General features: G+C 62.3%; 9 protein-coding genes and 1 pseudogene. 4 read left to right on the forward strand and 6 right to left on the reverse strand.

The window, feature by feature from the left end:
* From J1G37_RS24965 to J1G37_RS24975, 3 genes are all read right to left on the reverse strand, one after another.
* Positions 1-252, reverse strand: a 252-nt coding sequence (locus tag J1G37_RS24965) for an N-acetylmuramoyl-L-alanine amidase (RefSeq protein ID WP_207046034.1), incomplete at its 3' end; no start/stop codon positions are given.
* Positions 253-375: 123 nt separating this feature from the next.
* The gene (locus tag J1G37_RS24970) at positions 376-1,698 is read right to left on the reverse strand and encodes an ATP-binding protein (protein WP_207046036.1); all 1,323 of its coding nucleotides are present in this window, start codon (positions 1,696-1,698) and stop codon (positions 376-378) included.
* Positions 1,695-2,375, reverse strand: coding sequence for a response regulator (locus tag J1G37_RS24975; RefSeq protein WP_124526470.1), 681 nt, complete (start codon positions 2,373-2,375; stop codon positions 1,695-1,697). The genes J1G37_RS24970 and J1G37_RS24975 overlap by 4 nt, the downstream gene beginning before the upstream one ends.
* 175 nt (positions 2,376-2,550) lie before the next feature.
* Between J1G37_RS24975 and dsbD the strand changes: the two genes are divergently transcribed.
* The 3 genes from dsbD to dsbG are packed head-to-tail and all read left to right on the forward strand — an operon-like array spanning position 2,551 to position 5,863.
* The gene (dsbD, locus tag J1G37_RS24980) at positions 2,551-4,281 is read left to right on the forward strand and encodes a protein-disulfide reductase DsbD (protein WP_207046038.1); all 1,731 of its coding nucleotides are present in this window, start codon (positions 2,551-2,553) and stop codon (positions 4,279-4,281) included.
* Complete coding sequence (locus tag J1G37_RS24985) at positions 4,281-5,126, forward strand: TlpA disulfide reductase family protein (protein ID WP_207046040.1); 846 nt, start codon at positions 4,281-4,283, stop codon at positions 5,124-5,126. Before dsbD ends, J1G37_RS24985 begins: the two co-directional genes overlap by 1 nt.
* On the forward strand, positions 5,102-5,863 hold the full coding sequence (gene dsbG, locus J1G37_RS24990; RefSeq protein WP_207046042.1) for a thiol:disulfide interchange protein DsbG: 762 nt from the start codon (positions 5,102-5,104) through the stop codon (positions 5,861-5,863). The genes J1G37_RS24985 and dsbG overlap by 25 nt, the downstream gene beginning before the upstream one ends.
* Before the next feature lie 58 nt (positions 5,864-5,921).
* Here dsbG and J1G37_RS24995 read toward each other — a convergent pair whose 3' ends face one another.
* The gene (locus J1G37_RS24995; protein ID WP_207046044.1) at positions 5,922-8,639 is read right to left on the reverse strand and encodes a hypothetical protein; all 2,718 of its coding nucleotides are present in this window, start codon (positions 8,637-8,639) and stop codon (positions 5,922-5,924) included.
* 185 nt (positions 8,640-8,824) lie between these two features.
* Between J1G37_RS24995 and J1G37_RS25000 the strand changes: the two are divergent.
* A pseudogene (locus J1G37_RS25000) lies at positions 8,825-9,031 on the forward strand (thiol:disulfide interchange protein DsbG); the annotation flags it as partial.
* Positions 9,032-9,104: 73 nt separating this feature from the next.
* Here J1G37_RS25000 and J1G37_RS25005 read toward each other — a convergent pair.
* Both J1G37_RS25005 and J1G37_RS25010 read right to left on the reverse strand, forming a co-directional pair.
* A complete protein-coding gene (locus tag J1G37_RS25005; RefSeq protein ID WP_207046046.1) occupies positions 9,105-11,804 on the reverse strand; it encodes a hypothetical protein in 2,700 nt (899 codons plus the stop codon).
* A 129-nt stretch (positions 11,805-11,933) separates the two neighbouring features.
* Entirely contained in the window at positions 11,934-24,818 is a 12,885-nt protein-coding gene (locus tag J1G37_RS25010; RefSeq protein ID WP_207046047.1) for a non-ribosomal peptide synthetase, read from the reverse strand.
* Positions 24,819-24,859: the final 41 nt, after the last annotated feature.

The following is a 24,859-nucleotide window of genomic DNA, read 5'->3' on the forward strand; positions in this document are numbered from 1 at the left end:
GACCCCGGCATGCCAGGCGCGCTGCTCTTCGTTCACCAGGCGGAATACGCGCAGTTCCTCATAACCGGCGGCTCGGTAGCTGGATTCATCCGGGTCGGGCAATAGATAGTGCGCGCTGACGCCGTCGCTCGTCAGGGTGCGCAGGGATGAACCAAAGGGTGCGGCGGTGTAATGCAGGATCAGTTGGCGCACGGCCTCGCCGTTGCGTTCATTGAAATCCTTGGAGGGAAAACTGGTATCGATCACCAACATAAAAGCTGTCCTTTTCAGTCCAGGCCGACTCATTCAGCCCGTTCAAGCGCAAAAAAATTACCGCCATCCTGAAGGGTTGAATTCCAGGTGGGCGGTAACTATGTGGGGCTTGAAAGAAAAGGCTCAGCGCCGCAACGGCATGCCCAACTCAACCCGCAGGCCATCGGCCTGGCTGTCGAACTTCAACGAGCAAGAGCAGCGCTGCACAATCGCCTGCACAATCGCCAGGCCCAGGCCACAGCCTTCGCTGTTGCCATTGCGCCAGAAACGCTGGGTAAGGTATTGCAGGTCTTCGCCGGAGATCTGCTTGCCATGGTCACGCACGCGGAACACCACATGCTCGGCGTCGGCGGACACGTTCAGTTCCACCCGTGTATCAGCGGGCGTGTGGCGCAAGGCGTTGTCCAGCAAGTTGCGCAGCGCCGCGACCGCCAGGCCCACCGGCATTTCCACCGGGGTGTCGACGAGGTTGTCCGCCAGGGTCAGGTCGATGCGCCTGTTGTCGCCGGCGTTGGCGTCCTGGATGGCCAGCCGCGCGACTTGCTCGGCGCTGGATTGCAAACCATCATCGAAGGACAGGCTGCCTTCCACGCGCGCCAGCAACAGCAGTTGCTCCAGGGTACGGTGCAGGCGGTCGGCGCCCTCCTCGGCATGGGCCAGGGACTGGTCGCGCGCCGCGCCGTCGGTCATGCGCGCCACTTGCAGGTGGGTCTTGATCGCCGTCAGCGGGCTGCGCAGTTCATGGGCCGCGTCGCCGGTGAGGCGGCGCTCGCGTTCGATGGTCTTGGCGATGCGCTGCAACAGTTGGTTCTGGGTGTCGAGCAACGGTTTGAGTTCGCTGGGCAACGGGTGGATCTGCAACGGCTCCAGGGAATCAGCACTGCGCCGCATCAGCGCGTCTCGCATGCGGTTGAGCGGCACCAGGCTCTGGCCGATACCCAGCCACAACAGGCACAGGCAACCGAGCATCGCCACGCCCACCGGCACCGAAGCGGCGAGCAGGATCGACAGGTTCAACGCCTCGCGCTCCACCTGGCGGTCAGCGGTGGTGATCAACAAGTCGCCACGGGACAAGGTGAAACTGCGCCACGCCGCGCCATCGATGACCTGGTCACGAAAGCCACTGCGCATGGATTCCAGGCCCTCGTCCGGGGTCGTGTGGCTGCGGGCCAGGACTTCGCCGCGCAACGAACTGACCTGGCAGGCCATGCCGCCCGGCACATTCAGTGGCTTGGCGCCGAAATGCTTGCCCACACTGGAACTGGCCAGGCCCGGCATCTCTTCCATCAGCCCGGCAACCATACGCGCCGAGGCCACCAGGCGCTGGTCGAGGGAGAACATCATCTGGTTGCGCAGATCGTTGAGCATCCAGGCCGCCGCCAGGGCCCAGATCAACACAAAGGCGGCGCCCAGCTTGAACGTCAGGCGCAGGCGCAGGCTTTTCACGACGCGTCCTCTCCACCGTCCGCTGGCCCCAGGCGGTAGCCGAGGCCGCGCACGGTCTCTACGATGCCGTTGCCCAACTTGCGGCGCAGGTGGTGGATATGCACGTTCAGCGCGTTGCTTTCCAATTCGTCATTGAAGCCATAGACGCTGTCCTTGAGCTGCTCGCTGGACAGCACGCGGCCCTTGTTGTGCAGCAGCGCTTGCAACAACGCCTGCTCGCGGCGGGACAGGTCCACCGGTTCGCCGCCCAGAAAGGTCTCGCGGCTGCTTGGGTCGTAGGCCAAGCGGCCATGCTCGATCAGGTTGACGCTGCGTCCGGCCATGCGCCGCAGCAGGGTTTGCAGGCGCGCGGCCAGTTCGCGCAGGTCGAAAGGCTTGAGCAGGTAGTCGTCGGCGCCGGCTTGCAGGCCGTCGACACGGTTGGTCACGGAATCCCGTGCGGTGAGGATCAGCACAGGGATTTCCAAGCCCTGGCTACGCTGTTGTTGCAGCAGCTTGAGGCCATCTTCGTCCGGCAAGCCAAGATCAAGCACCATGATGTCAAACGTCGCCGCCTTGAGCATGGCCCGTGCAGCCGCCGCCGTGCCAACGCGCTCCACGGTAAAACCCTGGGCGGTGAGGCCGGCCACGATGCCGCTGGCGATCAGATCGTCGTCTTCGCAGACCAGTACGTGCATGCTGAACCCTTCATGAAAGATGGCGTGATTAAAAATGCAGCCGATTAAGTGCAGATTATGCCGCTAAAAGATCCATGCTCAGCGATTCCCTACACTCTAGAATAGCGCCGGTTAATCATCGGTTAATCAACGCCACACATTGTGTGCCTCACTTGCATCGAACTAAGGCTTGACCATGCGGCATCTGTTTATCTTTCTGCTGGTGTTGTTCGCGGGGTTCGCCCAGGCCGCGCCGGGCAATCCGTTTGAGACAAAACCCGACTTCCTCCCGGTGGCCAAGGCCTTCACCTTTACCTCCGAGCGCCTGGAAAGCGGCGAGACCCAACTGTATTGGCAGATTGCCGACGGTTACTACCTGTACCAGCAACGCATGAAGTTCGACGGTTTGGCCGAAAAACCCGTGCTGCCCCAGGGTGAAGCCCATAGCGACGAGTTCTTCGGCGAACAGCAAGTGTATCGCCAGGGCCTGGAGGTGAAAATTCCCGCCGGCGTCACCGGCCAGGTCAAGCTGGGCTGGCAGGGCTGTGCCGATGCCGGCCTGTGCTACCCGCCGCAGTCGATGACCGTGGACCTCGGCGGGGCAGCCAAGCCAGCAGTGGCTGGCGGTACGGCCGACGACCAGAAAATCGCCCGATTCCTCAGTGAACGGAATCTGTTCTGGAGCTTGCTGGCAATTTTTGCACTCGGCCTGGGCCTGGCATTTATGCCCTGCTCGTTGCCCATGTTGCCGATTCTCGCTGGCCTGGTGGTGGGCAGTGGGGCCAGCCCGCGACGCGGCTTTGCCCTCGCCGGCAGCTACGTGGTGTGCATGGCCCTGGTGTATGCCGCACTGGGTGTGGTCGCGGCCCTGCTCGGCGCCAACTTGCAAGCGTGGTTGCAGCAACCCTGGGTGCTCGGTTCCATCGCGACGCTGTTTGTGTTGCTGGCGCTGCCCATGTTCGGCTTCTTCGAGCTGCAACTGCCGGCCTTCCTGCGTGATCGCCTGGACAACCTCAGCCGCCAGCAAAGCGGCGGCAGCATGGTCGGGGCCGGCATCCTCGGCGCCCTCTCCGCCCTGGTGGTGGGCCCCTGCATGACGGCCCCCCTGGCGGGCCTGCTGTTGTATATCGGTCAGACCGGCGACGTGGTGTTCGGCGGCCTCGCGCTGTTCACCCTTGGCATCGGCATTGGTGTGCCGCTGCTGCTGCTCGTCACCCTGGGCAACGGCGTGCTGCCCAAGTCCGGCAGTTGGATGAACCTGGTCAAGGGCATCTTCGGCTTCCTGTTCCTCGGCAGCGCCGTGTTGATGATCCGCCCGGTGGTCGATGCCAGCCTGTGGCTCGGCCTGTGGGGCGCACTGGCGCTGGTCATGGCCTACTGCGGCTGGACCCTGGCCCGCGAATACGGCCTGGCCGCCAAGGTGTTTGGCGCCGGCTCCCTGGTCTTGGGCCTGTGGGGCGCCGTGCTGGTGGTGGGCGCAGCCGGTGGCAGCGATGACCTGTGGCAGCCGCTGAAGGTGTATGGCGGCGCGCCGGTGGCAGCTGCGCCCAGCGCCCACGATGCCTTCATGACCATCAGCGACCCAGCCGTGCTGCAAAGCCAGCTCGACAGCGCCAAGGCCCAGGGCCAGTGGGTGCTGGTGGACTACTACGCCGACTGGTGCGTGTCCTGCAAGATCATGGAAAAACAGGTGTTCGGCAAACCCGCCGTGATGGACGCCCTCAAGGACGTGCGCCTGCTGCGCCTGGACGTCACCGCCGACAACGCCGCCAGCCGCGAGCTGCTGGGCCGCTACAAAGTGCCCGGCCCGCCGAGCTTTGTGTGGATCGGCCCCGACGGTGAAGAACGCCGCGCCCAACGCATCACCGGCGAAGTGGATGCCGCCGCCTTCCTGCAACGCTGGACGCAAACCCGAGACGCCCTCTGATGTTGACCTTGACCATCGGCACCTTTGCCATCGCCCTGAATCACATTCTGCTGATCAGCGCGCTGATTCTCGCCACCCTGGTGGGTTGGCGCGTGGCCAAGCGTGGCGGTGAAAACCCGGAATCGGTGCTGTTCAGCCTGTTCCTGCTGGGCATGCTGGTGGCGCGGGTCAGCTTTGTGCTGCTGTACTGGAGCGACTACAGCCACGACTGGCTGCAAATGGTAGACGTGCGCGACGGCGGCTTCCTCGCCTGGCCCGGCATCATCGCCTTGATCCTCGGCGCCCTGGCCTACGGCTGGCGCCGCCCGCCCCTGCGCAAGCCGCTGGGCGCCGGGGTGGTCACCGGCCTGCTGTTCTGGGGCCTGACCAGCCTGTCCCTGAGCCTGTACGACAAAGGCGCACAATTGCCGGAGATTGCCTTGCGCAATGCCAACGGAGAAACCGTGCAACTGGCCGACTACAAAGGCGGCCCACTGGTGATCAACCTGTGGGCCACCTGGTGCCCACCGTGCCGCCGGGAAATGCCGGTGCTGGAACGCGCCCAGCGCCAACGCCCCGACGTGACCTTCCTGTTCGTCAACCAAGCCGAAAGCATGCAGAGCGTCAGCACCTTTCTCGCCACCCAGGGCCTGACCCTCGACAACATGCTGTTCGACGCCAGTGGCCGCCTCGGGCAGGCCGTGGGCTCCATGGCCCTGCCGACCACGTTGTTCTACCAGGCCGACGGACGCCTGATCCACAGCCACCTGGGCGAACTGTCCCAGGCCAGCCTCGCCCGTTCGCTCGAAGCCTTCGACACCGCCCCGACAAGGAAACCCACATGCCAAGCCTCCGCCACCTGCTGACCCTGCTGCCCCTGACGCTGGCGGCCACCCTGGCCCAGGCCGAAGACTGGCCCGCGCCGATCAAACAGATCGAAGCCAAGGGCGCCAAGATCCTCGGCAAGTTCGACGCCCCCAGCGGCCTCACCGGCTACGCCGCGCAATACCAGAACCGCGGCATGGCCCTGTACCTGACCGCCGACGGCAAGAACGTGCTGGCCGGCAACCTGTACGACGCCCAAGGCAACGACCTGAGCAACGCGCCCCTGGAAAAACTGGTGTACGCGCCGATGGCCAAGGAAGTCTGGGCCAAGATGGAAAAAAGCAGCTGGATCCAGGACGGCGACGTCAACGCACCGCGTATCGTCTACCTGTTCAGCGACCCCAACTGCCCGTACTGCAACATGTTCTGGGAACAGGCGCGCCCGTGGGTCAAGGCCGGCAAGGTGCAGTTGCGCCACATCATGGTCGGCATCATCCGCGAAGACAGCGCGGCCAAATCCGCCGCATTGTTTGCCGCCAAAGACCCGCAAAAGGCCCTGGAAGAACACGAAGCCGCCGGCAAGGGCAGCAAGTTGCAGGCGCTGGCAAAGATCCCGGCGAATATCGAGGCCAAACTCGATGGGAATATGAAGTTGATGGATGAGCTGGAACTGTCGGCGACGCCGGCGATTTTTTATCTGGATGACAAGGGTGGGTTGCAGCAACAGCAGGGGGCGCCGTCGCCGGAGAAGCTGGTGAAGATACTTGGGCCAAAATAATAAACGAACAGCTGGGATTAAGGCCCCCAGTATCCGGAGGCCTTTTTTCAACCCTTGATCAAATTTCTTCGACAGTTATTTGAGTTGTATCAAAGTCATTGATTGGATCTCTTCCCATCTGAAGATTATCAAGTGAAAGCCTTGTAGTGGAAGAAGTGACCAAGAAAGTACCCTGGATTAGCTCCCAAGGCCTACCAGGTGCTGTTATCGGAGAAATATCTACCCCTTGGGCGACAAGTACCAATAGAGCCTTTCTGCCAGTTCCCGGAGCGTAAGAATCGCGTATCCAGGCGCTAAACTTGTAAATGCGCCCGATCTCCAGCTGATTGAAGTCTTGGTATAGCTTCACACGCTGGGTGACAGGATCTTGAGTATTGGTGTACCCCCAGTCCTCTACATAGGTCCCGGACGGCGCTCCTGGCACCGCCCCCGTTTTAAGCCTCAGATCTCTGGAGTCGACAGCACCCGGCCCTTTTTGCCAGCCGTTCCAACCTTTCCCGGCTGGATCGAAGTCAGTGTGATGGTAGAACGGTTTACGGAACTGCAGATTCAACGCAGGGAACGCTATCGCCCTAGTCAAAACACCGCCGACATCAGGCGTCACCTTGTACTCGATAACCAAAGACGTTTCGTTACGCAACTTCTCCAGCTCTGCACGCGGGAGTAGTTTTTCCAGGCCATCGGAAAGATCACTTGCGGTGATCGGTTCGGCAATCGCCACATTGATGGTGTGAGGGGATCCACTCGCGTCGGCGGTGCCTATGCATTTGAGCCAACCGATCTGCCCCAACAGCATGAACCACCATTTTTCCACTGTGATACGAGCATCACCGACAAAGGTACGCAGGTCCAAGATCCCGCCTTGAGTGGCGTATGGCGTAGCCTCTGTCACTGCGGGCGTTGGCAAACGCACTGGCACACTGATCTCCAGCTCCAAGTCCGGCGAAGTCTGCTGCTTGCACCGGCTGGAAACACTGAAGCGGATCGGCACCGTTTTACCGATACCGTGAATCACCGCCTCACGCGGGATCAGGAAGTCCACGTAGCCCGGCGTGATATTCCCCGGCTTAGACCCCAGCGCCAGACACACTCCCGCCTGCTCCCAGCACAGCGTGATGGTGTGATGAGGGCTCATGCGGTCATATTCCACCCGCACCGTCACGCCATTCCGGCCATTCCATACCGTCAGATGATTGCCGATTGCCTCGCGCACGCTGGGTGCCAACAGCACCAATTCAGCCTGGATCATTTGCAGCTGCAACGGCCGGAACGCGATGGCTTCAGCCTTGTCTGCCAAACCTTGGAAATTCACCGCAAAATGAATGTCGAAGACCTCGCAGTCCGCCAGCTTTTCCAACTCGGCGCGGGCCAACTCGGTGCTGACACCGTCGGTGACCCACTCAGGCTTGAGGGGCTCGGCCACCAGGATGTCCCGGTAAATGGCAGTACCGTCCTCAGACTTGCCGACGATCCACATCCAGCAGATCTGTCCTGGCGCGATGTAATCCCACTGGGCGACAGTTGCATTGGCAGGGCCCGAAAAGTTGTTGAGGCACAACTTTCCATCAGTTTTTTCCTCGACGTCAATCCCGCTCAAGCCGACAAGCTCAAGGACTTGAACGGTCAATTTCTGCGAGGGCCACAAGTGGTCGCGCAGGACCGTGTAAGAAAGAACAACCGCCCTGCCAAAGTTGGCACTGAACGCCGACGCCGGTACGGGGAACACAAGCTTGGTCTCACCGTCCTGCACGTCCTGACAGACCAGCACCGGCGACCCCTGGCCCGGTGTTCCTTCGAATCTCACACACACATGATCACCAGGCTTCATACGGTCATACGTCACCTCGATATGGCCCCCGTCGACGGTCAAAGCCGGATTGAGAACGTAGCCTTGTCCCTCCACATAGACCGCTTCGCGCAGCTTGGGCGGCAACAAGTTGAGCTCCGGCTCTCCCAGCCGCAGGTTCGCTGTGGCACGGGGTATTTCATGAGCATTCGCCGGGATATGGGAAATGGCAGGATCTTCAGGCGGCGTACCGTGGGCGCCGTCATACGTGACACCTGCATGCACCGTCACTGACGACCAGTCTTGGTTCTCAGCCAACCACTCGCGCAGAATTTCCAACAGGAAGCAGAAACCTTGCTGTGCCTCTTCTTCAGCCACCACATGGTTTTCAAGAATCCAGTAAAAACGCCGTGGCGACAGGTGTTCGTTACCCACCGCCTCGACCCACAATCGCTGCCCGGCTGCAATGAACGGCCAGGCACATAGTTCAACACCGGCATTGCCAGGAAACTTGGCCATGTCCAGCCACCAGGACCCCTGGAAGAACACAAGATCGGTAAAAACCGGCTTTAGCATATCATTGGGGTCAATAACTTCGACCGTCAACTCCAGCCTCAGCGAACTGTCATTCCCGACTTGATACCAAATCGTTAGCGTCTTGGCGATGCAGTAACCCACCACCCAGGCCGGAATCGGTACCTCGACACCCGCACTGCCATTGCCTTGGGCTTTCGTCGTGAATACCGGATTGGCCTCCTGGCCTTTGATCGCCCAGAACACGTTGATTTGCGCGCCGCTGGCGGCCGCTGCGGTAATGATGACAGCTGTGCCGGCCGTCGAACTCATTGGCGGCAACGTGCTGTTGGCCGTGGAGTGGAGCACCTGCGGCAGTGGCAAATTATTGACTGGCGCAATGATCGGCGCATCGCCTTTCGGTTTCGACTGAGGTACCGAGCTCACGTTTTTTTTGGGTGTTTTAGGTTTTGCCATGACCAACGCTCCCATCCAAGGATAGATACCGGCGCACACCGGTGTACCGAATGGTTATTTACTCCTGAGGAAGCATGATTGCCTACTGTGAGAACTGACAGTTCAGACCGAAAGTCCCGGCGGCTGCGGCAGAGATAAATTCACATCTGCTGCACCAGAACCGCGACATAGCCCTGTGCCTGAGCGCCGCCGGCAAGGGCAGCAAGTTACAGGCGCTGGCGAAGATTCCCGCGAATATCGAAGCCAAGCTCGATGGGAATATGAAGTTGATGGATGAGCTGGAGCTGTCGGCGACGCCGGCGATTTTCTATCTGGATGACAAGGGTGGGTTACAGCAACAGCAGGGGGCGCCTTCACCGGAGAAACTAGGCAAGATCATGGGGCCGAAATAAGTTATTCCAAAGGCGAAATACAAGGCCTCCAACGCTCGGAGGCCCTGCACTGGCTACAAGTGGCCATTGCTGATCAAAGTTCCTCCACCGTCATCTGAGTCACATCAAAGTCATTACCTGCTATCCCCATCTGACGGTTTTCAAACGTGAGCAACGCCGAACTTGACGCTGCTGTGAACACGCCTTGGATAAATTCCCAAGCCCTACCCGGCAACGTTACTGGCGAAATATCCACCCCATAGGCCGTAAGCACCAACCGTGGTTTATTGCCCGCCCCACTGTTATCACGCACCCAAGCACTGAACTTGTACTGACGCCCCACCTCCAGCCCAGTGAATGTCTGAAACAGTTGCACACTCTGCGTGGCTGGATCGGTTGTGTTGGCGTAACCCCAGTTAAACAAGAAAATCCCGATAGATTTTCCAGGCACTGGACCTGCTTTTTCAACCAGATCCCTCGGGTCCGTAGCACCCGCCCCTTTTTGCCAGCCGTTCCAACCTTTCCCGGCTGGTTCGAAGTCAGTGTGATGGTAAAAAGCCTTGCGAAACTCCAGATTTAGCACAGGAAACTGGATTGCATTGCTCCTGACACCGGCCACATCAGGAGTCCCCTCGTAAGAAACCACCAAAGCGGTTTTGTTACGCAGTTTCTCCAGCTCCGTACGCAGGAGCTTCATATCCAAACCTGCATTTACTTCTGGCGCAGTAATCGCGTGGCCGGTCGCTACTTTGATGGTATAGGGCAAGCCGTTCTCGTCAGTCCCTCTGCATTCCAACCAGCCATGCTGAGCCAACAAAAGAAACCACCATTTGTTTACGACAACATCGGCATCACCCGCAAAGGTACGCAGGTCGAGGATGCCGCCCTGGATGGCGTAAGGAGTAGCCTGCTTCACAGCAGGTGTTGGCAAGCGTACAGCGACACTGACTTTCAGATTCAGAGGTGGTGAGATCTGCACCTTGCACGCGCTGGTCACGGTATAAGTGATCTTAATGGTTTTGCCCATACTTTCGATGACTGCTTCCCGTGGCACGAAGAAGATCGAGTCACTGCCAGGTTGGGCAGGCAACAACAAGCAACTGCCGTCTGGCTTGGACCAGCACACAGAGATGCTATGGTCCGGATGTTTTCCGACGTAATCAACCTCGACATGCACACCGTCGCGTCCATTCCAGACGGTCAGGTCATCGTCCACTGCTTCGGTCACCGAAGGCTTGAGAAGGTCCAGCGGTTCCTGCTCGACCTTGAAAGCCTGAGCAGGAAACTCGTGAGCGTTCTCCAGCCCGATCACCTCACAAAAGCTCACTGCAAAATGCAGCTCGAACTCGCTGCAATCGGCCAGTTTTTGCAGTTCAGCCCTTGGAATAGGCGCCTCCACACCTTCAGCCTTCCAATCGTCCGGCACAGGTTCATCCCATAAAATGTCGAACCGGTATGCACTGCCGTCCCCGTCCTTTCCCGTGATCCACATCCAACAAAGATTCGAACACTCGGCGTAGGCCCAAACGGGCACTGTGGCCAGTGCGCCCCCTGTGAATGTGCTGAGGTCCACTTTACCGTTAGTTGCTTCTTCAATAGTTGGATGAACGAACCGGGGCACCGATACGCTGACGTCCTGTGCAGGGGATGACTGTTCACTTTCGTTGAATGCAAGGGTGTAGGTCAGCGTCATCGACTTATTGAATAAACAGGCAACGATACAGGCCGATAGTTTGACCGACGCCGGATCCCCGTCGTGTTCAATGGCTACGCAACCTAGCGGTTTCTTCGCGAATCCCGGCCCGTCCACAAAAAAACAGACACGATCGCCCGCGTAGGTATCCAGGCCGGGAACATCGACATCGCCCCCGTCTTTAGTGAGTTCGGGATTAAGGTGCCACCCACCGTTGTAGTCCACAGACTGGCGCAGATGCGGAGGAGGCAAGTCCTGGTGCGGGTCCACCTGCAGCAGCGTGGTGGTACGCAAGTGGAAATCCTGGGCGTTGATAGGCAGTGGGTTTTCAAGAAGAGGGTCGCCTGGATCAGGAAATACAGGCCTGGTTCCATCCCAAATGACACCCAAGTGGGCCGTCAGCGCCGAATAGTCATCCAGCCTGGACATCCATGGGCGTGAAAGAGGAAACCTGAAGACATAACCCGCACGCGCCTCATGGGGCTGTACCACATGATCCAGTGCAACCCAGATGAAGCGATACGGCGGAATGTGCTGGTTACCGGCGACCGTGACAAACAACCGTTGCCCCGGAAAGATTAAGGGCCAGGCCTCGACTTTGACGGTTTCATCACCCGTGAAACTATGCATCCTCAGCCACCAAGTGTTCCACTCATTCTTGGAGTGCTCATACACAGGCCTCGATCCAACCAGATCCTCCTCCCTCAAAAACTGAACTTCCAGCTCCAGCACCAGGGAATCTTCCTCTTTGCCCCCCACAATAGCCGTGTACCACATCAGCACCGTGTGCCCGATCATCAGGCTGAGTAACTGCGGAGAAATCGGTACGACATCATCGCCGTTATCCACAAAGATGGGTTCGAATGCAGGCTCGGCCTGATCCTTGATAGCGATGAAAAATGTGCAGTCCGTCGCCCCCGTAGGTTGCGTCAGCTTGGCCTCAGTCCCATCGATCGCATCCATGGGGTAGAGCACGCTGTTATTGGCTGCGAACTTGACGATAGGAACAGGGAATTGCGCCTTGGGCTTTTTCGGTGGCCGAGGTGCAGTTTTGTCAGGTTGGGAAGATAACGTTTTTTTATGGATTGGTTTTTTAGCCACGATAAGACTCCTATCCAGCGTTAGATAACCGTCGAGGCTGGCCATGCTGGCCAGAGACTTCGGTTATCTAAGGCTTGGATCAGAAGCTTTGCCTACTGTCAGATCTGACAGTTCTTACCAACGGTCCCCTCACATCCCCTCCAACTCCGCCATCAAATCACTCAACCGATCCACCTTCTCCGCACTGATTTCATTGACGGCCAGCCCATCAATGTACTCAGCCAACTCCGCCACCGTGCTGCACTCGAACATCGCCCGCAACGGCACATCGCGCTGCAAGGTTTTCTGCACCCGCGAGGCAATCTGCGTGGCCAGCAACGAGTGCCCGCCCAGTTCGAAGAAGTTGTCCTGCACGCCGACCCGCTCAACCTTCAACACCTCGGCCCAGATCGCAGCCAGGGTGGTTTCCAGTTCGTTGCGTGGCGCCAGGTAATCCTGGCTCTGGAGCTGGCCGATCTCGAGCGAAGGCAACGCCTTGCGGTCGAGTTTGCCGTTGGCGTTCAGCGGCAACCGGTCGAGCCACAGCCAGTGCAGCGGCACCATGTATTCCGGCAATTCGGCGCGCAGGCGCTCCTTGATGCGGTCCAGGCGTTCGCTCGGATTCAGCGTTTCATCGGCAGCGACCAGATAGCCGACCAGATGCTTGCCGTTGACGCCTTCCTGCACGCCCACCGCGCCGTCGCGCACTTCCGGTTGCTCATGCAGGCGCGCTTCGATTTCCCCGAGTTCGATGCGGTAGCCACGAATCTTCACCTGATGGTCGATACGCCCGACGTATTCCAACACCCCATCACTGCGTCGACGTGCAAGGTCGCCGGTGCGATAGAGACGCTCGCCCGCTGTGCCAAACGGGTTCGGCACAAACACCGGCGCGGTGCGCAGCGGGTCGCTGACATAACCACGGCCGACGCCCGTACCGGCCACGCACAATTCACCGACCGCGCCTTGCGGCACCAGCTCCAGTGCGCCATCGAGCAGGTACAAGCGGTTGTTGTCAGTCGGCGTACCAATCGGCAGGTAAGTGCCACGGGTCGATGCAGCATCGACGCGGAAGAACGCCACGTCATCGGAGCATTCCGCCGGGCCATAGGCGTTCACCAGGCCAATCTCGGGATAACGCAGCAACCACTGGTGCGCCAGTTCCGGCGGCATGGCTTCGCCTGTCGGCAGCATCCAGCGCAAGCCATCGAGGCCGATGCGGTCCTGGGCCAACATGCCCTGGATCAGTGACGGCACGCTCTCCAGCACCGTAATGCCTTGCGCCTGGACATGCTCAAGCAACCCTTGCGGATCATGGGCCAGCGCGTTCGGCACGATATCCACCCGCGCACCAAACAACGGCGCGGCGAGGAACTGCCACACGGAAATATCAAAGCTTTGCGAAGCGGTCTGCGCGATCACATCCGCGTCGCTGAGATTCAGGTACGGCACCTTGCTCAACTGGTTGTTGAGCATGCCGCGCTGTTCGACCATCACACCCTTGGGTAGGCCGGTGGAGCCCGAGGTGTAGATCACGTAGGCGAGGTTGTCCGGGCCGCTGTAGATCTCGGGATTCGCCCCACGGGCCGGAACTTCTTCCCACACCAGCAACTGGCAGTCGAAACCTTCGAGCAACGCGATGGCCTGCTCGCGGCACGCCTCGCTGCACACCAGCAACGGCGTGCGACTCAGCTCGATAATGCTGTGTAGACGCTGGCTTGGCAGCCCAGGGTCCAGCGGCAGGTAACCGGCACCGGCCTTGAAGCTGCCGATGATCATGCCCAGCAGGTCGAGGTTACGCTCGCCCAGCAACGCCACCGGTTGATCCAGGCCCACGCCCGCTTCGATCAACGCGTGGCCCAGGCCGTTACTGCGCCGGTTCAGTTCGTCATAGGTCCACTGCTGGTCCAGGCAACTCGCGGCGATACGTTGTGGATGCGCGGCGACCTGAGCTTCAAACAGCTCGACATAGCTGCGCTCCAACGGATAGTCGTGCGCGCTCTGATTGCAGCCCTCTACGAGGAATTCACGCTCCTGCGCGCCAATCAGCGGCAGCTCGGCCATGTCGCCATGGAAGCCCTGCACCAGCGCCAGCAGCAGGCGCTTGAACTCGCCGAGCATGCCTTGCACGGTGGTTTCGTCGAAGTAGCGCTGGTCATAGGACAGGTGCAAACCGAGGTCATCGCCCGGGTAACACACCGCCGTCAGCGGGAAGTTGGTGTGGGTGCGCCCGGAATCCGAAGTGGCATTCAGGCTTTGCGCACGGTCCAGCACCGAGACTTCCACCGGCGCGTTTTCAAACACGAACAGGCTGTCGAACAGCGGCTGGCCCTTGGGCAATTCGCTATGTTCCTGGATCGTCACCAGCGGCAGGTATTCGTACTCGCGCAGTTGCATGTTGCTGTCGAGCAGGCCGCTCAGCCATTGGCGCACGCTGCATTTCTGGTCGTCCTCGGGCAGCTTCACCCGCAGCGCGATGCTGTTGATAAACAGGCCGACAGTGCGTTGCATCTCGGGCATTTCCACCGGGCGACCGGCCACGGTGACGCCAAACAACACGTCACGGTCGCCGCTCAAACGCCGCAGTACCAAGGCCCATGCCGCTTGGGCAAACGTATTGACGGTGAGTTGATGGGCCTGGGCTAGCTCGCGCAATTGCGCACCGTCGCGGGCATCGAGACGGGTGTAGCAATCCCCCACCACCATGCCGCCGTGGCCCGCGTGGTCGCGCATGAATGGGCGGTCACTCGGGATCGGCGTGGTGCGCTCAAACCCTTGCAGGTTCTGCTGCCACCACTGGCGCGCTTCGTCCAGGTTCTGGCGTTGCAGCCAGGCAATGTAGTCGCGGTAGCGCGGCGGCGTGGCCAGTTGCGCGTCGCGGCCTTCGCCGAGGGCCATGTAGATATCGAAGAAGTCATTCATCAGCAGCGAACGGCACCACGCATCGATGAGGATGTGGTGGTTGCTCATCATGAACCAGTAGCGCTCGGCGCCGACGCGGATCAAACGCAGGTGGAACGGCGCCTGGTTGAGCAGATCGAAACCGGCTTCGCGCTCGGCCTTGAGCAAGGCTTGCAGGCGCGGTTCCTGCTCTTCTTCGGCATCGGCGCTCCAGTCCAGGTATTCAATCGGCGTGCTGCCCGGTTTGTGGATCACCTGCAACATGTCTTCGCCCACGTTCCAGCAGAACGACGCACGCAAGGCTTCGTGACGGGCGATCACCGCCTGCCAGGCCTGGGCAAAACGCTCGGGGGCCAACGCGCTGTTGATGCGGTAGCGGTCCTGCATGTAGTAGAGGCCGGTGCCGGGTTCCAGCAGGGTGTGCAGCAGCAGGCCTTCCTGCATCGGGGTCAGCGGGTAGACGTCTTCGATGACGCTGGCCGGCACCGGCAACGCATCCAGTTGCGGCTGGGTCAGGTGCGCCAGCGGGAAGTCCGACGGCGTGAGGCCACCGGCATCGTCCTTGAGGCAATGGGCGATCAGGCTTTGCAGCTCGGCCAGGTACGCCTCGGCCAGTTCGCGGATGGTTTGCGGGTCGTGACGTTCGCGGCTGAAGGTCCAGCGCAGCACCAGTTCACCGCCATACACCTGGCTGTCGACGCTCAACGCATTGGGCAGCGGTGCGTCCGGGTCGTGGGCGAGGCCGGCGGATTCGTCCAGCGGATGGAACAGCGCCTCGCTGCCAAAGCTCTGGTCGAACTGGCCGAGGTAGTTGAAGGTGATCTCGGCGCTCGGCAGTGCGGCCAGGGTGTGCTGGGTCAGGTCGTCCGCAAGATAGCGCAACACGCCATAGCCCAGGCCTTTATGCGGCACGCCGCGCAGTTGTTCCTTGATCGCCTTGATCGAAGCGCCCTGCTCCAACTGCGGCGTCAGGCGCAACGGGTAAGCGCTGGTGAACCAGCCGACGCTGCGGGTCAGGTCGATGTCATCGAACAGGGTTTCGCGGCCGTGGCCTTCCAGTTGGATCAGCGTCGAAGGCTGCCCGCTCCAGCGGCACAGCACACGGGCCAGGGCGGTCAACAGCAGGTCGTTGACCTGGGTGCGATAGGAGCTCGGCGCCTGTTGCAGCAGCTGGCGCGTGTGCTCGGCATCCAGGCGCACGCTGACGGTGTCGGCATCGCGGTTGCGCAGGCTGCCGTGTGGACGGTCCGCCGGCAACGCGAGCGCAGGCCCGGCCAACTGCGCCTGCCACACGCCGAGTTCTTCACGCAGGGATTCGCTGCCGGCATACGCCTGCAAACGCGCGGCCCAGTCACGCAACGCGCTGGTCTTGGCCGGCAGGCTGACGGACTGGCCGTCGCTCAATTGGCGATAAACGTTCTGCAGATCTTCCAGCAACACGCGCCACGACACGCCATCCACCACCAGGTGATGGATCGCGATCAGCAGGCGTTGCTGGCCCTCGGGACCGTCCACCAGCAAGGCGCGCAATAGCGGCCCGTGTTCGAGGTCGAGGCTGCGCTGGGTATCGGTGAACAGCGCGGTGCAATCTTGCATGTCACGCACTTGCGCCTGCATCAGCACGCCGCCTTGAGGCACGGCCAAGTGCTCGGCGTGCCACTGCGCATCGCGCTGGGTGAAGCTCAGGCGCAGCGCGTCGTGGTGTTCCAGTACCGCCAGCAGCGCTTGCTCCAGGCGGTGCGGATCAAGCAGTTGCAGCGGCTTGAGCAGGAGCGCCTGGTTCCAGTGCTGACGCGGGGCAATCTCGGTGTCGAAGAACCAATGCTGGATCGGCGTAAGGCCCGAACTGCCGGTCAACACGCCCTGCTCCGCCGTGACCTGCTCGGAGCGCGTGGCCACGGCGGCCAGGCTTTGTACGGTCTGGTGCTGGAACAGGTCGCGCGGGCTGAAATGAATCCCCGCCTGACGCGCCCGGCTGACCACCTGGATCGACAGGATCGAGTCGCCGCCCAGTTCAAAGAAATTATCGTCGAGGCCGACTTGCTGCACGTTCAACACCGCGCACCAGATCGCCGCCAAGGTACTTTCCAGCTCATTGCGCGGCGCCACGTAGTGTTGGCGATTGGCTTCGGGGTCTGGCTGCGGCAAGGCGCGGCGGTCGAGTTTGCCGTTGGCGGTCAGCGGCATGCTGTCCAGCACGATCAGGTGCGCGGGCACCATGTAGTCCGGCAGTTGCGCCTTGAGGTGAGCTTTCAGCGCATCACGCAGTGGAGCGTGGTCGGCATCGCTGACCAGGTACGCCACCAGCTGTTTGCCGCTCGGCGAGTCCAGCGCCAACACCACCGCTTCGCGCACGGCTTCGTGTTCCAACAGACGGGTTTCGATCTCGCCCAGTTCGATGCGGAAACCACGGATCTTCACCTGATGGTCGATCCGGCCCAGGTACTCCACCAAGCCATCGGCACGTTGGCGCACCAGGTCACCGGTGCGATACAGGCGCCCGCCATTACGGGCAAACGGATCGGCGACAAAACGCTCCGCCGTCATCCCCGGACGCTGGTGATAGCCCTGCGCCAAACCCGCACCGCCGACGTACAACTCGCCGGTCGCACCTTGCGGCACCAAGGCCAGGTCGGCGTCGAGAATGTACGCCACGCGGTCGCCAATAATGCTGCCGATCGGCACGCTGCCAGCGCCCTCTTCCAGTTGCTCGGGCGCAAGGCTGGCCAGCGGCATCACCACGGTTTCGGTTGGGCCGTAGGCGTTGAAGAACACCTCGGGCTGGAACGCCGCACGGATACGCTGCAAATGCTCACCGGTCAGCGCCTCGCCGCCGGTGATACACATGCGCACCGGCAAGGTCTGCTGCTGGGTCGCCAGCCACTGCGCCAACTGGCTGCCGTAGCTCGGCGTGAAGCCGAGGATATTGATGCGATGACGGCGAATCAGCGCGCAGATTTCTTCCGCGTCCCACTGCCCTTGCGCCCGCAAGACCACTTGCGCGCCGCTGAGCAGCGGCACCAGCAGGCGCTCGGTGGCGGCGTCGAAATTGATCGAATAGAAGTGCAGTTCGCAATCGTCCGGGCGCATGCCGAAGCGTTCGATCACGGCCTGGCAATGCATGGCGATTTCACCATGGGCCACCACCACGCCTTTCGGCTTGCCGGTGGAACCCGAGGTGTAGATCAGGTATGCCTGATGCTGCGACAGATTGATAAACGGCAACTCATCCACCGGATAATTGCCGAGCACTGGCAAGTCATCTTCCAGGCACCAGCACGCCACGGTCGCCGGCAACTCGCCGAGGGCTTCGAACATCAAAGCATCGCTGAGCAGCAGGCCGATGTCGCTGTCTTCGATCATGTAGTGCAGGCGGTCCAGCGGGTATTCCGGGTCCAGCGGCACGTAGGCGCCGCCCGCCTTGAGGATCGCCAGCAGGCCGATGACCATCTCCAGGGAACGCGGCAGCGCCAGGCCGACGCGTACCTGCGGGCCGACGCCACGCTCGCGCAGCATCCAGGCCAGGCGGTTGGCGCGCTCGTTCAATTCGCGGTAGCTGAGGGTCACGCCAGCAAAGGTCAGCGCCGGCGCATCACCACGGGCCAGCGCCTGTTGGCTGAACAGTTGATGGATGCACTGGTCAAGGCGGTGCTCGCCCTGCTCTACGCCCAGGCTGTCCTGCAACGCGCGTTGCTCGGCGGAGCTGAGCAATGGCAGTTCGCTGAGACGTTGTTGCGGATCGGCGATCAGTGCTTCCAGCAAGTTGCGCCAATGCTCGGCCATGCGCGCAATACGCGGCTCATCGAACAAGTCGGTGCTGTAGGTCAGGCAGCAACCCAGGCGATGGTCGAGGTCGGTGACTTCCAGGTTGAGGTCGAACTTGGTCGCACGGGCATCGTTGGCCAGGTACTCGACGGTCATGCCCGCCAGTTCGCGGCTCTGCTGGAATTCCCAGCGCTGCACGTTGCACATCACCTGGAACAGCGGGTTATACGCCGCACTGCGCGGGGGTTGCAGGGCTTCGACCAAGTGGTCGAACGGCAGGTCCTGATGGGACTGGCCTTCGATCACGGTGTGGCGCACCTGCTCGAACAATTCGCCGACATTCATCTGCCCACTGAGCTGGCAGCGCAGCACCTGGGTGTTGAGGAACGCACCGATCAGCCCTTCGCTTTCCGGGCGGATGCGGTTGGCCACCGGCGCGCCGATGCGCAGGTCGGTCTGGCCGCTGTAGCGGTAGAGCAACACGGCCAGGGTCGCGGTCATGGTCATGAACAGGGTCAAGCCGCGCTCGGCGTTGAAGGCACGCACGCGGGCGGCCAGGTCATCGCTCAAGTCGAAGCGGTACAACTCGCCCCGGTGGCTTTGCACCGGTGGGCGTGGACGGTCGCCGGGCAGCTCCAGCAACGGATGCTCGTGACCCAGTTGCGCGGTCCAGTAGTCCAGTTGGCGCTGGCGTTCGCCGGATTCCAGCCACTGGCGCTGCCACACGCTGTAGTCGAGGTATTGCACCGCCAGCGGCGCGAGTGGCGAGGCGCGCTCGTCGATGAAGGCTTCGTAGAGCGCGCTGAGTTCACGGGCAAAGATGTCCATGGCCCAGCCTTCGGTGACGATGTGGTGCAGGGTCAGCACCAGGTAGTGCTCGCGTTCGCCGGCCTTGACCACGCAGGCACGCAGCAACGGGCCGGTTTCCAGGTTGAACGGGGTGTGGGCCTCATGGTCGGCCAGCTGTTGCAGGCGTTGTTGGCGCGTGGTTTCGTCCAGCGCCGAGAAATCCTGCCAGTCCATGCGCAGGCCGGTTTGCGCCGCGACCTTCTGGTACGCCACGCCATCGACACTGGGGAAGGTGGTGCGCAGGGTTTCGTGACGCATGATCAAGGCCTGCAACGCCGCCTCGAATCGCCCCACGTCCAGCACGCCACGCAAGCGCGCCATGCCGCCGACGTTGTACGCCGGGCTGTCCGGCTCCATCTGCCAGAGGAACCACATGCGCTGCTGGGAATAGGACAGCGGCACCGGTTGGCTGCGGTCGACCTTGGCGATGGCGGTCTGTTGGTTGCGTTGGCCCGACGCCTGGATCAGCCCGACCTGCGCGGCAAACGCGCCCAGCTCGCTGGCTTCGAACAAGGTGCGCAACGGCAGCTCGACGTCGCACGCCTGGCGAGTGCGCGAGATGATTTGCGTGGCCAGCAGCGAGTGCCCGCCGAGGGCGAAGAAATCATCGCGCAGGCCGATGCGGGGCAGGCCGAGGACTTCGCGCCAGATCGCTGCGATCTGCTGTTGCAGCGGCGTTTCAGGTTCGATGTGCTCGCGGGTTTGCCACACCGGCTCCGGCAGCGCACGGCGATCCAATTTACCGCTGGGGCTCAGGGGCATAGCGTCCAGGCGCATCAGCAGCGCGGGTACCATGTACTCCGGCAGCTCGGCGGCCAGGGCGTTTTTCACGTCCTCTTCGTTCAAATCGGTGTGGGCGGTGTAGTAGCCGATCAACTGCGCATCCCGCACCAGCACCACGGCTTGGGCGATGCCATCGAGGGCGAGCAGGCGCGCTTCGATTTCTTCCGGCTCCACGCGAAAGCCGCGCAGCTTGACCTGTTGGTCGAGACGTCCGAGGTATTCGAGCACGCCATCGGCGTTCCAGCGCACACGGTCACCGGTGCGATACAGACGTGCGCCGGCCGCGCCCAGCGGGTCGGCGATAAAACGTTCGGCGGTCAAACCGGCACGACCCAGATAACCCCGCGCCAGGCCGATGCCACCGATGCACAGTTCACCCGGCACGCCGAGGGGCAGCAGGTTGAGGTGTTCATCCAGTACGCGGCAGATCACATTGCCCAGCGGCCGGCCAATCGGCGAACGCTCGCCGTCTTCCGCGCGGCAGTGCCAGTGAGTGACGTTGATCGCGGTTTCCGTCGGGCCGTAGCGGTTGTGCAACTGCACTGCGGGCAACTGCGCCAACACGCGGTTGCGCAACTCGGCGGGCAAGGCTTCGCCACCGGAAAACAGGCGACGCAGGCTGGTGCATTCGGCCGCCAGCGGTTCGTCGATAAACAGCTGCAACAACGGCGGCACAAAGTGCAGCGTGGTCACGCCGTGCTGCTGCACCAACTGCGCGATACGGTGCGGGTCGCGATGCTCGCCAGGACCGGCCAGCACCAGGCGACAGCCCGTGATCAGCGGCCAGAAGCATTCCCACACCGACACGTCGAAACTGATCGGCGCCTTTTGCATCAGCACATCTGTTTCGTTGAGTTGGTAGGTGGCCTGCATCCACTGCAAGCGCTCGGCCAAGGCCGCATGCGTATTGCCCACGCCCTTGGGCTGGCCGGTGGAGCCGGAGGTGTAGATCACGTAGGCGAGGTTGTCACCGTGCAGGTGCAGGCCTGGTGGCTGGGTGGGCCAACTGTCGAGGTGCAGGCTGTCCATGGCGATCACGCACACGCCTTCGGCGGCGGGCAGTTGCTCCAGCAGTGAGGTCTGGGTCAGCAGCAGTTCGACGCCGCTGTCGTTGAGCATGTAGGCCAGGCGTTCGGCGGGGTAATCCGGGTCCAGCGGCACGTAGGCGCCGCCGGCCTTGATGATGGCGAGCAGGCCGATCAGCAGTTGCGGCGAGCGCTCGGCGGCGATGGCCACGCACACGTCCGGGCCGACGCCTTTGTCGCGCAGGTAGTGGGCCAGGCGATTGGCCTGGGTGTGCAGTTGGGCGAAGCTCAGGCTGCCGTCCTGCCAGACCAGCGCGGTGTTGTCCGAGGCCTGGGTGTTGAGCAAATCGGGCAGCCATTGCTGGGCTGGCGCACACGGCGCTGCGCCCCACGGCTGCGGTTGTTGTTGCATCAGCGGCAGGTCGCCGATGGCCTGTTGCGGTTGCTCGCACACAGCGTGCAGCAGGTTGACGAAATGTTCGGCCAGGCGCTCGATGGTCGCGGTGTCAAACAGTTCGTCGGCGTAGTCGAACGACAGGCTCAGGCGCCCGTTGCGGTCTTCTTCGCTGTGCAATTGCAGGTCGAACTTGGCTTCGCGGCTGTGCCACGCCAGCTCGTCGGCGAGCATCCCCGGCAGGCGGCGCAAGGCGCTGAGGTCGCGTTGCTGGTGGTTGAACATGACCTGGAACAGGCCTTGTTCGCGGGCCTGGGGGAAGGCTTCGAGCAGTTGTTCGAACGGCAGGTCCTGATGGGCCTGGGCGCCCAATGTGCTCTCGCGGGTGGCCGCCAGCAACTGGTTGAACGCCAGCCTCCCATCCAGCTCGGCACGCAAGACCTGGGTGTTGATGAAGAAGCCGATCAGGCCCTGGGTTTCCTGGCGCGGGCGGTTGGCGTTGGGCACGCCGATGCGGATGTCACGCTGGCCGCTGTAGCGGTAGAGCAAGGTCTGGAACGCTGCGAGCAACAGCATGAACGGCGTGGCTTCGTTGGCCTGGGCGGCCTGGCGGATCGCGGCGCTGAGGCGCGCGTCCAGGCGCACGCTGTGGCGCGAGGCGCTGTGAATATGCTGCGACGTGCGCGGGTGGTCGGTGGCCAGGCTGAGCGTTGGATGCTCTTCACCCAACTGGGTTTTCCAGTACGCCAATTGGCGCTGGCCTTCCCCTTCGGCCAGCCATTGACGCTGCCAGCTGCCGTAGTCGGCGTATTGCAGCGCCAGTGGCGGCAGCTCCAATGCCTGGCCTTGGCACGCGGCGGCGTACAGGCGGGAGAACTCGTCGATGAGGATGTTCAGCGACCAGCCATCGGCAATGATGTGGTGCAGGGTCACCAGCAACTGGTGATCTTCATCGTCGAGGCGCACCAGGGTCACCCACAGTAGCGGGCCTTTCTGCAGGTCGAACTGGGTGCGTGCTTCGTCCTCGCGGATCTGCTGTGCACGGGCTTCGCGCTCGGCGGCGGGCAGGTCGCTGAGGTCGATGATTTGCAGGTCGAAAGCGGTGCTGTTATCGACCCGTTGAAAGGCCTGGCCGTCGCGTTCGTAGAAGCGCGTGCGCAGGGCTTCGTGGCGCTGGATCAGTTGCTGGAAGCTTTGGCGCACCGCGTCTTCGTCCAGCTCGCCACGCAGGCGCAGGGCGCCGGGGATGGTGTAGGCGCTGCTGTGGGGGTCCAGTTGCCAGGTGATCCACAGGCGATTTTGCGCCAGGGATTGGGGCAGCTCTTCCTGGCGCGACAGGCGCTGGATGACGCCTTGGGCGACGCCACCGTCGTGCTGCAATTGCGCAACGCTGGCGGCAAAGGTCGACAATGTCGGCGCTTCGAACAGCAGGCGCAGGTTCAGCTCCAGGCCGAGGGTTTCACGCAGGCGGGCAATCACCTGGGTGGCGGTGATGGAGTTGCCGCCGAGCAGGAAGAAGTGATCGTCGGCGGCCACCGTTGCCAGGTTCAGCTGTTCGCACCAGATCGCGGCGATCTGGTTTTGCAGTGCGGACTCCAGCGCCGCGTCATTGGCGGGCGCTTGCAGGTCGGGGAATTGCGCGTAGCTGTCGAGGCTGCCATCGGCATGTCGCAGGCCGCACGCCGCGCGCTGCACCTTGCCGCTGGAGGTCTTGGGCAGTGCGCCGGGATTGAGCAACACCACCACGCAAGGCGCTTCTTGATAAGCCTCGGCGACGGCTTGGCGGATCGCCTTGATCAGCGCTTCGGGCGTGAGGATTTTTTGCACGCTGCGGCTGATTTCCGCCGCGACGCCGATGCCTTCCAGGCCGCCGTCATTCACCGCGAATGCAGCGACACGGCCCTTGCGCACCACCTCCACTTCGCGCTCGATGGTTTGTTCGATGTCCTGGGGGTACAGGTTGTGACCGCGCACGATCAGCAGGTCTTTCAGGCGCCCGGTGATGTACACCTCGCCAAAGCGGATAAAGCCCAGGTCACCGGTGCGCAGCCAGGTGCGGCCAGCGTGTTGCACAAAGGTTTTGGCCGTGGCTTCAGGGTTGCGCCAGTAGCCATGGGCGATGCTGGGGCCGGCGGCCCAGAGTTCACCGACGCAGCTGTCCGGCAGCTCTGTGAGGGTGTGCGGATCGGCGATCAGCACCGCGTGCTCCGGCTGGCTGGTGCCGCAACTCATGATCGCGCTGCCCTGCCCGGGTTCGGCGCGGTTGGCCGCCAGCGCTTGCTCATCGACGCGCAGCGCCGGGATGCCGTGGCCACGTTTGCCGCCGGCGACAAACAAGGTCGCCTCGGCCAACCCGTAGGAGGCGAAGAAGTTGTCTGCGGTGAAACCACACACGGCGAACTTCTCGGCGAAGCGCTCCAGAGTATCGAGACGGATCGGTTCGGAACCGGAATAGGCCACGCGCCATTTGCTCAAGTCCAGGCGTTCGAGGGCCGATTCGCTGACCCGCTCGCTGCACAGGCGGTAGGCGAAATCCGGGCCGCCGCTGATGGTGCCGCCGTACTCGCTGATCGCTTCCAGCCAGCGCAGCGGCCGGCCCAGGAAGTACGCCGGCGACATCAGCACGCACGGCACGCCGCTGAAAATCGGTTGCAGCAGGCCGCCGATCAACCCCATGTCGTGGTACAGCGGCAGCCAGCTGACGATCACGTCGTCGGGGTTGAGGTCGATGCCAAAGCCGCGACGGATCAGCACTTCATTGGCCACCAGGTTGCCGTGGCTGACTTGCACGCCCTTGGGCAAGGCGGTGGAACCGGAGGTGTATTGCAGGAAGGCGATGTCGTCGGGCTGCAGGTCGGGGGCGATCCAGTCGCCCGCATTTTCGAGGCTATCGACGCTTAACACCGGCGGTGCGTTTTCGATCTGCGCCAAGCCCTCGGCGAGGCTGGCGATGGTCAGCAACAGGCGCGGCTCGGCATCGCTGATGATCGACAGCAGGCGTTCCTGGTGATGGCGACGGGTGGACTCCGGCGGATAGGCCGGCACCGCGATCACCCCGGCGTACAGGCAGCCAAAAAACGCCGCGACGTAGTCCGGGCCGCTGGGGAACAACAGCACCGCGCGGTCGCCCAGCTCGGCGTTGGCCTGCAAGGCGGCGGCGATGGTGCGGGCCCGCTGGTCGAGGTCACGGTAACTGAGCACGACGCTGTGCTCGGCGGACTCGGCGAGGAAGCGCAGAGCCACCTGGTCCGGGGTCTGCGCGGCACGACGTTGAAGGGACTGGACCAGGGTACGGGGAAGTTCGAAGGCGTCCATCATGGGGTTCCTGCCTGAAATCGGCTTACGGGAAATTCGGGAAG

It is taken from the genome of Pseudomonas sp. Marseille-Q1929 (assembly GCF_017316265.1).
Classification (GTDB): Bacteria; Pseudomonadota; Gammaproteobacteria; order Pseudomonadales; family Pseudomonadaceae; genus Aquipseudomonas.

Bases quoted from the DNA above. Each gene is read 5' to 3' on its own strand.
- J1G37_RS24975 (WP_124526470.1), bottom strand. From the start codon at position 2,375: ATGCACGTACTGGTCTGCGAAGACGACGATCTGATCGCCAGCGGCATC.
- dsbD (WP_207046038.1), top strand. From the start codon at position 2,551: ATGCGGCATCTGTTTATCTTTCTGCTGGTGTTGTTCGCGGGGTTCGCC.
- J1G37_RS24985 (WP_207046040.1), top strand. From the start codon at position 4,281: ATGTTGACCTTGACCATCGGCACCTTTGCCATCGCCCTGAATCACATT.
- dsbG (WP_207046042.1), top strand. From the start codon at position 5,102: ATGCCAAGCCTCCGCCACCTGCTGACCCTGCTGCCCCTGACGCTGGCG.
- J1G37_RS24995 (WP_207046044.1), bottom strand. From the start codon at position 8,639: ATGGCAAAACCTAAAACACCCAAAAAAAACGTGAGCTCGGTACCTCAG.
- J1G37_RS25010 (WP_207046047.1), bottom strand. From the start codon at position 24,818: ATGATGGACGCCTTCGAACTTCCCCGTACCCTGGTCCAGTCCCTTCAA.